Below are 13,761 nucleotides of genomic sequence, written 5' to 3'. Positions count from 1 at the left end.
TCTATCGATCCCAGGGAGGTTACCCATGAGCCAGAAATTCGCTATCGGCGTCGATTACGGCACGCAGTCCGGCCGCGCGGTGCTCGTCGACTTGTCCAACGGCCATGAAATTGCGGACCACGTTACTCCTTATCCTCACGGCGTTATCGACGAGAAGCTGCCGACTTCCGGCCGCGAGCTTGAACACGATTGGGCGCTGCAGCATCCCGACGACTATTTGGAAGTGCTGCGCCGTTCCGTTCCCGAGGTGCTGCGGCAATCCGGGGTATCTCCGGCGGACGTGATCGGCCTTGGCATCGATTTTACGGCGTGCACGATGCTTCCCGTCGACGCGCAAGGCGTGCCGCTCTGCTTCAAGCCGGAGTGGAAGGACAATCCCCACGGCTGGGTGAAGCTGTGGAAGCATCACGCCGCGCAAGACGAAGCGGACCGTCTGAACGCGATCGCCGCCGAACGCGGAGAGAAGTTTCTGCCGCGCTATGGGGGAAAAATCTCCTCCGAATGGATGATCGCGAAAATATGGCAGATCGTGAACGAAGCGCCCGAAGTGTACGAAGCGACGGATCTGTTCACGGAAGCGACGGACTGGGTCGTCTCCCGGCTGACCGGACAATTCGCGCGCAACAGCTGCACAGCCGGCTACAAGGCGATCTGGCACAAGCAGGAAGGCTATCCGAGCAACGACTTCTTCAAGGCGCTTGATCCTCGTCTCGACAGGTTGACGGAGACGAAGCTTCGCGGCGAGATTTTGCCGCTGGGCTCGAAGGCGGGCGAGCTGACCGAGGAGATGGCGAAGCTGATCGGCTTGAACGCGGGCACGGCGATCGCCGTCGGCAACGTCGACGCGCATGCGGCGGTGCCGGGCGTCGGCGTCGTCACGCCGGGCAAGCTCGTAATGGCGATGGGAACATCGATCTGCCACATGCTGCTGGGCACCGAGGAAGTGGCGGTCGAGGGCATGTGCGGCGTCGTCGAAGACGGCATCATCCCCGGGTATCTCGGCTATGAGGCCGGGCAATCCGCGGTGGGCGACATTTTCGAATGGTTCGTGGAAGAAGCTGTTCCCGCCTATGTGAAGGAAGCCGCGGAGAAAGAGGGCGTCGGCGTTCACCAATGGCTGACGGAGCGCGCATCCGCGTATAAGCCGGGAGAGACGGGCCTGCTCGCGCTCGATTGGTGGAACGGCAACCGCTCCGTGCTGGTGGATACGAACCTGACCGGCGTCATCGTCGGCTACAGCTTGCTCACCAAGCCGGAGGAAGTCTATCGCACGCTGCTCGAAGCGACGGCGTACGGCACGCGCAAAATCATCGACGCGTTCCACAGCAACGGAGTGCCGGTGGAAGAAGTGTACGCTTGCGGCGGACTTCCGCAGCGCAACGCGCTGCTCATGCAGATCTACGCGGACGTAACCAACCGCGAGATCAAAGTTGCCGACTCCAAGCAGACTCCTGCGGTCGGGGCGGCGATGTTCGGCGCGGTCGCCGCGGGCAGCGCAAGAGGCGGATACGACAGCGTCGTCGACGCGGCGAAGGCGATGGCGCGGGTGCGCGAGGAGTCGTTCAAGCCGATTCCGGAGAACGTGGCGGTCTACGAGAAGCTGTACCGGGAGTACAGCGAGCTGCACGATTATTTCGGCCGCGGCGCCAACGATGTGATGAAGCGGTTGAAATCGCTGAAAGACGAAGCTTCCCGCTAGGGCGTGTATGCGTACTTCGAGGATCGCAGATATGGCCGAATTTTCGTTCCATGCAAGGAACTTTTGTGAAGGCGTACCGGGGGTGCGTCAAGCAAAAGTGACGCAGCAGGCGGTGATAGATGCCTCTGAGCGGGTTTGCATACACGCCCTAGAGGCAATAAGATGAGGCAGGGGCAGTCCCGGAAAGAACGGGGCGGCCCCTGCTTCGCGTTCGTCTCGGAGCGCGCGAATCGTCGCCGAAGAAAAAAATAAAAAATTGTCGAAATATGTTGCAACCTTTTTGTCCGGCGGTTGTGTATATAGTGAACACCATTGAGAACAGAGAGGTTGATGACGATGAGACAAGGCAAAGTTGTGAAAGCAGCACAAGGTTTACTGGCGGCGATTCTCGTCGCAGGCATCGCGTTCGGATCGTCCGGAGAAGCCGTCCGGGCCGCCGAGGCTCAACCCGCGGCCGCACCGACAGGCACGACGGCACTGACTTCAGCGCCTCCCATCGAGTTGTTCGGGATATTTAATCCGAATCATCTGTATTTGGAAAACGGAGTCAGCTCGATTACCGCAAGCGCAGGCAAAGTCACTGTACAAGCCACGACGGTCGCGAGCCAGACGGTTGATTCGATCGGAGTCATTTTCTACGTGCAGAAATGGAACGGAAGCTCCTGGGAGAATGTAGGCGCCGGCTCCACGACAGGCAAGAACAACGATTCTGTCTACTATAATTCGTTCAGCAAATCGGTTACGGCAGGTTACTATTATCGGGCGCGGACGGTTCATTGGGTGATCCATAACGGCGCATACGAGGAAGGCGAAGTGATTACCAGTTCAATTCTGGGAATATAATGGGCATTGCCGAAGAATGGATCAAGGATACGCATCCCCAGCCGAACGCGGAAGGAGTACCGGAGGATACGTTGATCTCGATCTCCTTCCTTCAAGATATCAATCGCAATACGCTGAATACGAGAAATATTCTCGTGCTGGACGGCAATAACGGAGGGCGGTTGATCTCAAGCCGATTTCTGTACCGGTACGAGCCGGACAAGCGTACGCTGCTGATTTACTTGAAGGACGAGGCGGACCGGCTGGGGGCGGGCAATACGATCGAGATCATTCTGACGGGCAGAATCGCGAACATTCGCAATAGAAGGATGGAGATCCCGTATCATTTGCGTTTCACGACGAAATGAGGGACGGCGCCGCATTGTCTGCAGCAGACATGCGGGAGCCGTCCCTCATTCATTGTTTCACCACTTCAAGCCGTCGTAAATCCGCACGAGCGTCTCATGGGTAAATTTACCGCTGATGGAGAATCGGATATCGTTTCGGATCGTTTCGAGCGTGCTGCTCTCGTCGCTCGCCGTCATCAGAATCGCGGGACCCTCGCTGAGCTGCAGGCTTTGGGCGGATACACCTTCGGGGGTGTTTTTGGCGCCCAGCCCGGTGTTCGGGTCGACTCTCTGCATGATGACTGCCAAATTTTCTCCCCGTTCGGAGACGAACTGGAAGATTGCGTAATCCGCTCTTTCCTTGCCGTCGTGGAAGATCAGCAAGGCGTTCTCGAACGAGAAGCTGTCCGGAAGATAACCGAACGCCGGAGCCCGGAAGGAAAGCAGCTTGCTTGCCTGGGCCTCCGTCACGGTCGCCGCGAGCGTCGAATCGTTGAGTCTCTCGTACGACAGCCCCTCCAGATGCGCCGGCGGAGGCGCTGTCTTCGCCTGGGAAGGGGCGTCCCCCTCCTCCCGTCCGAAAAACAGGTTCATCAGCCCCGACGGGTATTCCTTAATCGTTGCGTAGATCGGTTCGATCGCTTTGACGGCGCGCTCGTTGCCGAACAGAAAGGCGCCAAGCACGAGCGAAGCCGCGACGATCGCCAGCTTGGACAGCGTGGAGCTCATGCGTCTTTTGCGGCGCCGGGAATTCAGCCGCTTCTGCATCCGCTGCCAGGAAGGCCGATGATCGACGGTCAGGTTGTCGTCTCCCGGCCTGTCGGCCGCCTCGAAAGCGGCGTCGAATGCAGCGTCGAACAGCCGATCGAATTGCGCGTTATTCATCCCGTCCCCCCCATTCCTTCGACAGTTTGCGCTTCAGGTAGCTTCTTGCCCGGTGCAGCTTATGCTTGACCGCGACTTCCGTATCCTGAACCTCCAAGGCGATTTCTTTGTAAGACAGCCCTTTCTTCCACTTCAGCTCGATCAGCGTGCGCTGTTCGGGCTTCATGCCCATCAGATGGCGAGAGATCTGCTCTTCCAGCGATTTCGCTTCGACCTCCTGCTCGACCGAGCCGGCCGCCGCATGCGTGTACGGTCCTCCGTCCCAAGTCAACTCCAAGCTGATGTCGTTTTTCATTTTTTTTCGCTTGCGTATGTAATTAATCGTCAAGTTTTTGGCAACGACTTTTATCCAGGCTTTCATATGTTCTTCGCTCTCGGCGGCCGGGCATTTGGCCAGCGTCGTCATGAACGCCTCCTGAATAATATCTTCGGCAGAGGGATGATCGTTGATCATGTACATGATAGGCTTATATAGAAAATGGTAAAACTCCCGGTAGATTTCTTCTTGAAGCGCTACGCTCAGCGTATGGAACCCCGACCCGAGCAGGAGGAGCAAATTCCGTTGCATACGAAGCTTCACCCTATTCCAACGTCATATGAACATCTGCCAAACCGTTCTTTCCTTACAGTGTAGTCGAAATAAAGAGACTAGAGAAGTTAATTTTATTAAGCAAAGCGGCCGGAGAGGGAGTCGTGCGGAATGCGCCGTTCATTAGGGTGGAAAATAGCCGGGATCGCCGCGGTCGCGGGGGCGGTCCTGTCTTTCCTGCTGGCGGGAAAAATCGGAAGGGGCTTCTTCAAGAGGAAGGACGATCCGAGGCTGCTGAAAATAGAACGCTTGATGGAGAAGCGGGGGTTCGCGATGGTGCTGCTGCTTCGGATCGCGCCGTTCGTGCCGTTCGATCTGGTCAGCTATTCGGTCGGAGCGGCCGGGGTGAGGCTGCGGGCATTTCTGCCCGCAACCGTCATCGGAACACTTCCCGGCACGTTCGCTTACAACTATCTCGGCTCGAGTCTGACGAAGAGCGGCTGGCGAGAGTGGCTGATCGCGGGCTGCGTATTCGCCGCCGCTCTGTCGATTCCCTTCCTGTTCCTCCGCCGCCGCCGCGTCGAGCGGGAACTGGAAGAGGATCGGAACGATCAGAGCGGAATCGGGATCGCGCCCGTCGAAGAGTAGTGCAGCTCCAGGCCGATGATGCTTCCCGGCTCTGCGGAAGCGTTAAGCAGCGTCTGCGGAATGACCCGGCCGTTGTAGCGGAGCCGGACTTCTACCGCTCCGGAGATCGGAATGCCTGCGACGTTGCGAATGAAGCCGGCGGGGCCGAAGTCGACGAGGCCGGTGGAAGCGAGTGCCTGGCGAATCGTGATTCCCGGGTAGAACGGCACGTAGTTCGTATAGTTGACTCTCGGGAACGCGCTGCCGCCGGTTATCCGCACGGTGATGAACGCCGGCGGGACGGGCTGCGGCTGCGGTCCGGGGATCGGAATCGGGATCGGAATGGGAATCGGAATCGGTCCGGGTCCGGGGAACGGCGGAAACGGTCCGGGTCCCGGTCCGGGAAACGGCGGCGGGAATGGCCCCGGCCCAGGTCCAGGCCCCGGGAATGGCGGCGGTGGCGGCGGGAATGGTCCGGGTCCCGGTCCAGGTCCAGGTCCCGGGAAAGGCGGCGGTGGCGGCGGGAACGGTCCGGGTCCAGGTCCCGGCCCAGGTCCCGGCCCAGGGCCGGGCGGCAGCAGCCCCGGGCCTCCGGGTCCGCCACCGCCCGGGCCTCCGCCCAAACCTCCCAGCAAGCCGCCGAGAAACCCCCGTTCTTGCTCCAGCGGGAATACCCACCACGGAATCGGGCGGGTCACGCGCGGAGCCGCTTCCTCGTTCTGATGCAGATGGACGACTTCGCCTTTGTCGGATTCTTTTTTATTCGTTTTGTGGGCCGCGCTCTTGGAAGAGGGCGGCGCTTGGCGCGCGGAAAGCTTGGCCTTCGGATCAGCGGACGCTTTGCGCAGCAGCGGCTTGGCGTCCGTCGACCGTAACTTCGCCATTGTCGTTCCTCCTTCGCTCTGGGCGTATGACATTAATGCAGGATATGCGCCTACTCGCGCTTGGGTGCAGAAGCCTTCGCCGGAGTTTTGTAGGGTCCCCGGAAACATGTAGGTTGACCGGAATCGTCCCCGGTCTCTATGATGCAAGTAATCGCCGATGAACTGCGGCCGAAGTCGTCGACGATGTATACTGGGAAAGAAGAGGAGCGGGTTAATTTGAATATGAAAGCGCTTCGAAAGTCCGGAGTGTCCATGATCGTACTCGCCTTGACGGCGGGGTTAACATTCGGCTGCTCCGGCGGCGGCAACAACGGGGCGACGCCTGCCGGCAGCGCGAAGACCGCGGGGGAGGCGACCGGAACGCAGTCGAACGCTCCCAAGGAAAGGGTAAAGCTTAGAGTCGAGGTGTTCGATCGCGGCAACGCGCCCGACGGGATTTCGATTACGAACAGCCAGATGACGCAGTATGTGCAAAAGAATTTCGGAGATCCGAACAACATCGACGTCGAGTTCGTGCCCGTTCCGCGCAGCGAGGAGATCAATCAATTGAACGTGCTGATGGCGGCGGGAACCGCTCCGGACGTTATATTCACCTACAATACGGGCGCAGCGTACAACTGGGCCAAGCAAGGCGGCTTGATGGATCTGACGGAGGTTTTGGACCAGAACGGGCCTAATCTGAAAAGATATTTGGAAAGCTCGCTGAAGTACGGCGTGTTCGAAGGCAAGCAGTATTCGATCGTCGCCAGGAGGGTCAACCTTCAGAAATACTCCAGCTTCATCCGCCAGGACTGGCTGGATGCCGTAGGTTTGCCGATCCCGACTACGACGGAGGAGACCTACGAGACTCTGAAAGCTTTCAAGGAGAAAAATCTTGGCGGCAAGAGGACGATACCGCTCGGCTTCGCGCTGGCGCCGGACTCCTACGAACCGATCATCTGGTCGTTCATCAAGGAGCAGTCGGACGAGGACCGTTATTTGAAGTCGGTCACGATCGGCTCGCGCGAATACCCGATTCTGGCGGACGGTCATAAGGACGGCATGCGCTTTCTGAACAAGCTGTACCAAGAGGGGCTGCTTGATCCCGATTTTGCGCTTGATAAAGATAAGAAGAAAAAGGACGAAAATTTCGTTAACGGCTATACCGGTCTGTACAGCGCCGATACGGGGACGACTTTCGGCGGAGAAGCTTCGGTGGCGAATACGCTGGAGAAGAACGTGTCCGGGGCTCAAATCGTTCCTTTTCTGCCGTGGACGGATTTCGAGGGCAAGAACAGACAGCCTGCCTACACGCCCAGCGGCATGCACATCATGGTGCCGTCGTTCAGCGAAAGGGCGGTCGAGGCGATCAAATATTTGGACTGGATGGCTCAGGACGAAGTGATCCGGTATATGGCGTTCGGCGAGGAGGGCGTGCATCACGAGCTTGTCGAGGGCTACCCGGTGCGCAACGGCAGCGACGAGGATACGAGACTTCTCTTTAACACCGGGGACGTTCTGATCATTACGAACGGAATCGACTTCGGTTCGATCGACAAGAACGTGGAGTTCATGGCTCTCGGCGTGTCCGACAACCATCGGGAGATGGCGAAGACGTCGCGCATCTACGCGGACAAGGACGCGGTTCAGCAGCCGATTCAATTCGATAAGCCGCTCGATTCCGAAGCGAAGCATTCCGTCATTATGCTGGAGAAATACGAGGAGCTGCTGGTTAAGTCCACGATGGCCAAACCGGCCGATTTCGATAAAGTCTACGATGCGGCGCTGAAGGACTTCCTGGATACGGCGGGGAATGAAGTAATCGCCGAGCGAACGGCGGCATACGAGGCCATGAAAAAATAAGTCATCCGTTCGGCGGGGAGTTGCAAGCGCTTTCCGCCGAACGTGCCCGCTCGAGGGCAAGGGAGCGTGACCAAGGTGAACCGGAATTCTTATTTCTATCGCAACTGGCCGTATTACGCAATGCTCGTCCTTCCGCTCGCCTACTTTATCACCTTTAAGTATTTGCCGATCTACGGCGTCACCGTCGCTTTTAAGGAGTACAACGTATTTAAGGGCATCGGGGCGAGCGAATGGGTGGGGCTGGACGTATTCAAGCATATTTTCTCCATGGAAAGCTTCTATACGGCATTAAGAAACACGTTTCTGCTGAACGGACTGGACCTGATCGTCGGCTTTCCCGCCCCGATCGTGCTGGCCCTTCTGCTTAACGAGGCGCGCTTCGCCCTGTTCAAGCGGATCTCGCAGACGATGCTGTATTTGCCGCACTTTATCTCCTGGGTCATCATCGGAGGGATGGTGTACCAGGTTTTCGCCACTAACTACGGGGTTCTGAATCTTCTGTTCGCCCAAGTCGGGCTTGGTCCGTTTCCGTTTCTGTCCGACAAAAATCACTGGCTGGTCACGTACGTCAGCGTCGGCGTCTGGCAGAGCGCGGGCTGGGGGAGCATTATTTATTTGGCGGCGATGACCGGCATCAACCGGGAGCTGTACGAAGCCGCGGACGTGGACGGCGCGAGCCGCTTGCGGCGCATCTGGCACATTACGCTGCCCGGCATTCGCACGACGATTATCGTGCTGCTCATTCTGAAAATCGGAGATATGGCCGACATCGGCTTCGATCGGCCTTATATTATCGGCAACGTCATGGTCAGGGAATATTCCGACGTGCTCAGCACGTTTATTTACCGGATCGGCCTGCAGAGCGGCCAGTTCTCCAACGCGACCGCGGTCGGGCTGTTCCAAGCCGTCGTCGGGCTCGTGTTCATCCTTTCCGCCAACTACATTTCCAAGAAAACAACCGACGAAAGCATCCTGTGATGCGTTCGCATGAAAGGAGGCTCGCATGGTGCGAAGAAGCAGGTTTACGTTGGCGGACGGCATGATCGTCGGAGTCATCTCGGTGTGCGTTATCGCCTGCCTGGCGCCGTTTCTGCACATTGCCGCCGTCTCTCTCAGTTCAAGCGGCCCCATTACGTCGGGCAAAGTCACGCTGTATCCGGTCGGGCTAAGCTTCGATGCCTACACTCGGGTGCTGTCCGATCTGGCCATGCTGCGCTCGCTCGGGTTCACCGTTCTCCTGACCGCGGCGTTCACGGCGCTGGCCATGCTGATGACGACGATGGCGGCGTATCCGCTGTCGAAGGCCGACTTGAAGGGCCGCTCCGTCTTTATGTACGTCATCGTGTTTACGATGTTTTTCAGCGGCGGGCTCATTCCCGAGTATTTGCTCATCAAGGAACTGAACCTGCTCGATAAGGCGGCCGTGCTCGTGCTGCCCGGACTGATCAGTCCGTTCTACATGATTATCATGATCACGTTTTTCCGGTCGACGATTCCGGCCAGCCTGCACGAGGCGGCGGAGATCGACGGCTGCGGCAAATTCGGCATTCTGCTGCGGATCGTGCTGCCGCTGTCGCTGCCGGTGCTGGCTACGCTGAGTCTGTTCTACGCGGTCGGACGCTGGAACGGCTTCAGGGACGCCCTGTTTTACATCTCGAACCAGAACCTGTATCCGCTGCAGCTAAAGCTGTACCAGATGGTCATGAACAATCTGATTTCCGAGGTGACGCTGGCCGAAGGAGCCGCCGTGAAGGAGCTCATTCCCGAAAGCCTGAAGGCGGCCAGCATCATGTTCGCCACTTTGCCGATTCTGATCGTTTATCCGTGGCTTCAGCGGTATTTCGTCAGCGGTTTGACACTTGGCTCCGTGAAGGGGTAAAGGGGGCATGGCGATGAACAAGAAGTGGTTCAAGAGAACGGTGCTGTCCTATATTCCGATTTTGTATTTGACGATCGCCGTCATCGTGCTGGTCGCGATTTTCGCAATCAACGAAATTTCGCTCAAGGAAGCGGAGCGGACGAACCGGTATTTGACCGGCACGGTCGTCCATTCGCTGGAAACGACGATGAAGGCGATCGACCACAGCTTGCTCGAGGAGCTGCGCTTCGGAGACCGTCTCTACGATTACTTCGAGTTCAACCCGAATACGGACCCGCGCCTCGTCAACTATGAGGTTTCCAGAAAGCTGCGCCAGCTTACCGCGGAATATCCGATGATCCATTCGATCTACTTGTACCGGTTTCGCGACGACCGGGTGTTGACGATGAACAGCTTCGAGGAATTCGAGGAGTTCGAGGACCGGGCGTTCGTGGGGCAAGCGCAGCAGTTGCCGGCGCGCGTCAGATGGTCGCCCGTCAGGGCGTACGGCAGCTCGTCTGCCGGCGCATCCGGCGGCAATCAGGCGCAAGAGGCGCAGACGGCGGTCGTGTCGCTCAGCCAGAGAGCGCAGCTGCCCATGGGCAACGAAGGCATCGTCGTCGTGAACGTCTCGGTTCAGCACCTGGTCGCCGACATCGACAAATTGATCGATCTGCAAATGACCTTCATGCATATCCAAGACGGTACGGGCGCGTCGCTCTATTCGTCGGGAGAAGGGAACTCGGCGGAAGTGATGAGCAGATCCCGATCCTCTTATTTGCAATGGGAATTCGAGAGCGGGGTGCAGTCCGGGGTGGCGTTCGGATGGCTGCAGTTCGTCTCCAGACTGTGGGGCGTCGTCGGTGTCGCCGCGATCGCCGTCAGTCTCGTCTACTTGCTCGTCATCACGAGGCGCAATTACCGTCCGATCGAGCGGATCGTTCAGCAGATTCAAGCCTATCAAAACCATCGTCAGGCGGGAAAAGGAGCGGACAAGGACGAGTTCGCCTTTATCCAGAAAGCGCTGGAGAGGCTGATCGACCAAAACTCGCTGTACGAGGAACAGGTGCAGGAGGATCGGAACGCCAGAAGAAAACAAGCCTTCATCCAGCTGCTGGAGAGGGAAGCGCCGCTTTCCGACAAGGAGCACAGGAAAACGCTGATGAGATTGGATATCCCTCTGGCAATCGAGGAGGCGTACGTCGCCGTCATCGAAATCGACCGTTATGCGGACTTCGAACGGAAATACGGGAAGCCCGAGGACCAGCAATTGATGAAATTCGCCCTGGCCCAAGTGCTGGAGGAGTTTTTCGTTCCGGAGCAGCCTCCCGCCTGGGCCGAATGGATTCGGGTAAACCGGCTGGCCGTTCTTCAGGTGCGGCTGCCGGACAGCCAGGGACGGCACAAGGAGAGCACGTTCGAGGACTACCGCGCCTGGGTTGAAGCCAACCTGGGACTGACGGTAACGATCGGCATCGGCTCGAACGTGAGCCGCACGGAAGAGATCGGGAAGTCCTATGCGGAAGCCGCCGGCGTCTTGCGGTTCAAGCTGGCGCTGGGCGGCAACCGGGTCCATCCTCACCGCGAGCTGCCGACGGACAGAGGTCTCCATACGCACGGATACTATCCGCTTATCAACGCCGTCATTCAGGAATTCGGCACGGGCAACCCCGAGTGGCCCGACACGATCCAAGGCTTGTTCGCCAGGCTGAGCCGGGACGTGATGACGAACGACGATCTGCTGCACCTGCTGCAGTATTTCAAAAACCTGCTCGAAAGAATGATCGAGGAACTTCCTTACGAGCTTCGTTCGCTGTGGAACGAGGAGATGAAGGCGGAGTGGGAGCGGGCTGTCGGCGGGGATTCGATGCAGACGATCGCCCGCGAGCTTGCCGAGCTGTGCGCACAGCTCCACGAAAGCTATGCAGAGCTGGTCCGGTCGAACAACAACAGCCGGCTCGTTCGCGAGATTCGGCAATACATCGAAGACAATTATTCGAATCCGGAATTGTCGTTAAGCCATATCAGCGACAAGTATAACTTGAACGGCAAGTACGCGAGCCAGCTGTTCAAGGAGCATACGGGAGTCAAGTTCGTGGACTTTGTCATGAATCTGCGGATCGAGCACGCCAAGCGGCTGCTGTCGGACACGAACGAATCGATCAACGACATCTCCCGGCTTGTCGGCTATGAGATTCCGCTTTCCTTCGGACGCACGTTCAAGAAGCTCGCCGGCGTGACGCCGAGCGAATATCGCAAGCATCGGAGCGCGTTGTATAAAGAGGTCGAGTAAGGTCCAGTAAGCCGATTACGTCAAACGAACGGAGAATGAACATGAATAGCGAATCCGTATTCGAGAAGCTGGTCCGCATGAACGACGAGGAAGCGCGGGAGGCGCTTCGCAGGGAAGTGAACGAACCGGGGAACCGGAACGACGGCGGAATCGTCGGTCCTTACGGGATTCCGACGGCGAGCCACGGCGGAACGGCGGGAAGCATGGCGACGATGGCCGCCGCGTTCGTCGCGGAGGGCTCCGCCTTTTATCGGGACGACCTGCTGCTCTCTGCGCTGGACCGAGCCGCAGATTTCATGCTGCGGCGGCAGCACGAGGATGGAACCATTTCGCTGGGCGGGACGAACTTTAATTCACCGCCCGACACCGGCTTCGTCGTCAGCGGTATGGCGCAGATCTACCGGGTTTTAAGTGAACAAGGCGGCGAGGGAGCCTCTGCGGTCGCTGCCAAAACGAAGCTTTTTCTGGAGAGGACGATTCCGGCGATGCTCACAGGCGGCGGTCATACGCCGAATCATCGGTGGGTTCTGGTATCGGCGTTGACCTGGCTGCACGGCATTTTCGGCATGGAGGAGCTCGTTCACCGTGCGGACGAATGGCTGGCCGAAGGGCTCGACTGTACGGAGGACGGGGAATGGACGGAGCGCAGCAACGGCATCTACAACACGGTCAGCGACATTATGCTGATCTATGCTGCCGGCGGGCTGAACCGACCCGAGCTGCTGGAGCCGGTGCGCCGAAACCTCGAGATGATGACCTATATGATCCATGAGGGAGGCGAAGTGATCACGGATTATTCGGGACGTCAGGATCTCGGCCGGCGCCAGAATCTATCGGAATATTTCCTGTGCTATCGACTGATGGCGCATCGCGACCGCAACCCGATCTTCGCCTCGATGTACGATTTGTGCGCCGGGACGCTCTCCAGATTGGGGCCGGTCAACAACCATGCGCTGCTCGGCTGGCTGGCGTTTCCTTGCGAAGGGATGGACGCGCTGGAACGGGCGCCGCTTCCGGACCGATTCCGCAAGACGTTGAATGCGGGCTATCCGATCCGGGAGAAGCTTGCGAAAATGGCGGATGCCGGGCATCACGGCAAAATCAGCCACAGCCGCATGCACACGGCGTTCGGCTCTCCGATTATGCGCTGGCGGGACGGCGGGACCGGGGCTGCGGCGATGACGCGCTCCGAATCGTTCTTCTCGCTTCGCCACGGGGACGCCCGATTGTCCGGCATCAGCCTGACGACGCTGTTCGCGCCGGGAACCGTCGAGATGGAGGACTTCGAGGAGACGCCCGCAGGCTGCCGGATGGGCACGACGCTGGAGAAGGGCTACTACGGCCCGGTTGCGGCGGAGCATCTGCCGTCGTCCGCCAAGGAGGAGATCAGCCCGTGGTATTTGCTCCCTCACCATCTCCGTCCTTATACGCATGCGCAAAAGCATAGAATCGATGTTGAGATCGAACGGGACGGAGCGGAGTGGGTGCTGCGGCTGCGCAGCGACCGGCGGCCGGATGTGGTGACGCAAGCCGTGCTTTATTTTGGACAGAATTCGGAGCTTACGGGGGAAGAGCTGGAATGGACGGACGAAGGCGCGTTCTTCTGGAAGGGCGGCACGCTCGTATGTATGGCGGGCGACAGCGGATTCGAGCTGACCGCCGGCGGAGGCTTCGCCCATCGTCTGCCTCCCGGAAGCGGGCAGGGAACGCAGGGGTTCGCGCGCAGGGCGGTCGTCAACTTGCTGACTCCTTTCGACCACGAGATCCGCATCCGTCTGCTTGGTTCCTCTTCGGTCTAGCCGGGAGAGGCGGGGGCGGTTTGAAGGGGCAGGGACGAAAGCGTGGAGAGGTCGGGGAGAAGCGAATGCGTGCGGAGGACTGGGCAAGATGCCGCGAGGAAGCGAAAGGTCGCAGATGAGAGCGGGTACAGATACAGGGGAAGAGGAAGGTTTGCAGATGTGCGGGAGGACGGGAC

At 58.8% G+C, this 13,761-nt stretch carries 12 protein-coding genes; 9 read left to right on the top strand and 3 right to left on the bottom strand.

Annotated features, from left to right (window positions below; all coding sequences use genetic code 11):
- The first annotated feature begins 25 nt into the window (after positions 1–25).
- The 3 genes from B0G52_RS03615 to B0G52_RS03605 all read left to right on the top strand — a co-directional run bounded on the left by B0G52_RS03615 (position 26) and on the right by B0G52_RS03605 (position 2,889).
- On the top strand, positions 26–1,699 hold the full coding sequence (locus B0G52_RS03615) for a ribulokinase (protein WP_094042155.1): 1,674 nt from the start codon (positions 26–28) through the stop codon (positions 1,697–1,699).
- 336 nt (positions 1,700–2,035) lie between these two features.
- Entirely contained in the window at positions 2,036–2,542 is a 507-nt protein-coding gene (locus tag B0G52_RS03610) for a DUF6147 family protein (protein ID WP_094042154.1), read from the top strand.
- Complete coding sequence (locus B0G52_RS03605; protein ID WP_094042153.1) at positions 2,542–2,889, top strand: Ig-like domain-containing domain; 348 nt, start codon at positions 2,542–2,544, stop codon at positions 2,887–2,889. The genes B0G52_RS03610 and B0G52_RS03605 overlap by 1 nt, the downstream gene beginning before the upstream one ends.
- A 57-nt stretch (positions 2,890–2,946) precedes the next feature.
- Here B0G52_RS03605 and B0G52_RS03600 read toward each other — a convergent pair whose 3' ends face one another.
- On the bottom strand, positions 2,947–3,753 hold the full coding sequence (locus B0G52_RS03600) for a hypothetical protein (RefSeq protein ID WP_094042152.1): 807 nt from the start codon (positions 3,751–3,753) through the stop codon (positions 2,947–2,949).
- Positions 3,746–4,321 carry an RNA polymerase sigma factor gene (locus B0G52_RS03595; RefSeq protein ID WP_094042151.1) on the bottom strand — a complete coding sequence of 192 codons (576 nt, stop codon included), beginning with the start codon at positions 4,319–4,321 and terminating at the stop codon, positions 3,746–3,748. Before B0G52_RS03595 ends, B0G52_RS03600 begins: the two co-directional genes overlap by 8 nt.
- A 132-nt stretch (positions 4,322–4,453) precedes the next feature.
- On the opposite strand from B0G52_RS03595, the gene B0G52_RS03590 reads away from it, so the two are divergent.
- On the top strand, positions 4,454–4,930 hold the full coding sequence (locus B0G52_RS03590) for a TVP38/TMEM64 family protein (protein WP_094042150.1): 477 nt from the start codon (positions 4,454–4,456) through the stop codon (positions 4,928–4,930).
- Here B0G52_RS03590 and B0G52_RS35525 read toward each other — a convergent pair.
- On the bottom strand, positions 4,894–5,793 hold the full coding sequence (locus B0G52_RS35525; protein WP_158223568.1) for a hypothetical protein: 900 nt from the start codon (positions 5,791–5,793) through the stop codon (positions 4,894–4,896). The genes B0G52_RS03590 and B0G52_RS35525 overlap by 37 nt on opposite strands.
- A 222-nt stretch (positions 5,794–6,015) precedes the next feature.
- On the opposite strand from B0G52_RS35525, the gene B0G52_RS03575 reads away from it, so the two are divergent.
- The 5 genes from B0G52_RS03575 to B0G52_RS03555 all read left to right on the top strand — a co-directional run bounded on the left by B0G52_RS03575 (position 6,016) and on the right by B0G52_RS03555 (position 13,585).
- Positions 6,016–7,635 (top strand): extracellular solute-binding protein, encoded by a 1,620-nt coding sequence (locus tag B0G52_RS03575; protein ID WP_233162377.1) that lies wholly within the window; start codon positions 6,016–6,018, stop codon positions 7,633–7,635.
- A gap of 75 nt (positions 7,636–7,710) precedes the next feature.
- Positions 7,711–8,613, top strand: coding sequence for an ABC transporter permease (locus B0G52_RS03570; protein ID WP_233162330.1), 903 nt, complete (start codon positions 7,711–7,713; stop codon positions 8,611–8,613).
- A 25-nt stretch (positions 8,614–8,638) separates the two neighbouring features.
- Positions 8,639–9,514, top strand: a complete 876-nt coding sequence (locus B0G52_RS03565) for a carbohydrate ABC transporter permease (protein ID WP_094042147.1) — start codon at positions 8,639–8,641, stop codon at positions 9,512–9,514.
- Between the two features lie 13 nt (positions 9,515–9,527).
- Positions 9,528–11,786 carry a helix-turn-helix domain-containing protein gene (locus B0G52_RS03560; protein ID WP_158223566.1) on the top strand — a complete coding sequence of 753 codons (2,259 nt, stop codon included), beginning with the start codon at positions 9,528–9,530 and terminating at the stop codon, positions 11,784–11,786.
- A 41-nt stretch (positions 11,787–11,827) separates the two neighbouring features.
- Positions 11,828–13,585: a prenyltransferase/squalene oxidase repeat-containing protein gene (locus tag B0G52_RS03555; protein ID WP_094042145.1), complete on the top strand. Its 1,758-nt coding sequence runs from the start codon at positions 11,828–11,830 to the stop codon at positions 13,583–13,585.
- Positions 13,586–13,761: the final 176 nt, after the last annotated feature.

Origin of the sequence: Cohnella sp. SGD-V74 (assembly GCF_003001675.1) — a bacterium.
Classification (GTDB): Bacteria; Bacillota; Bacilli; order Paenibacillales; family Paenibacillaceae; genus Cohnella.
This window is presented reverse-complemented; position numbering and strand designations above follow the sequence as displayed.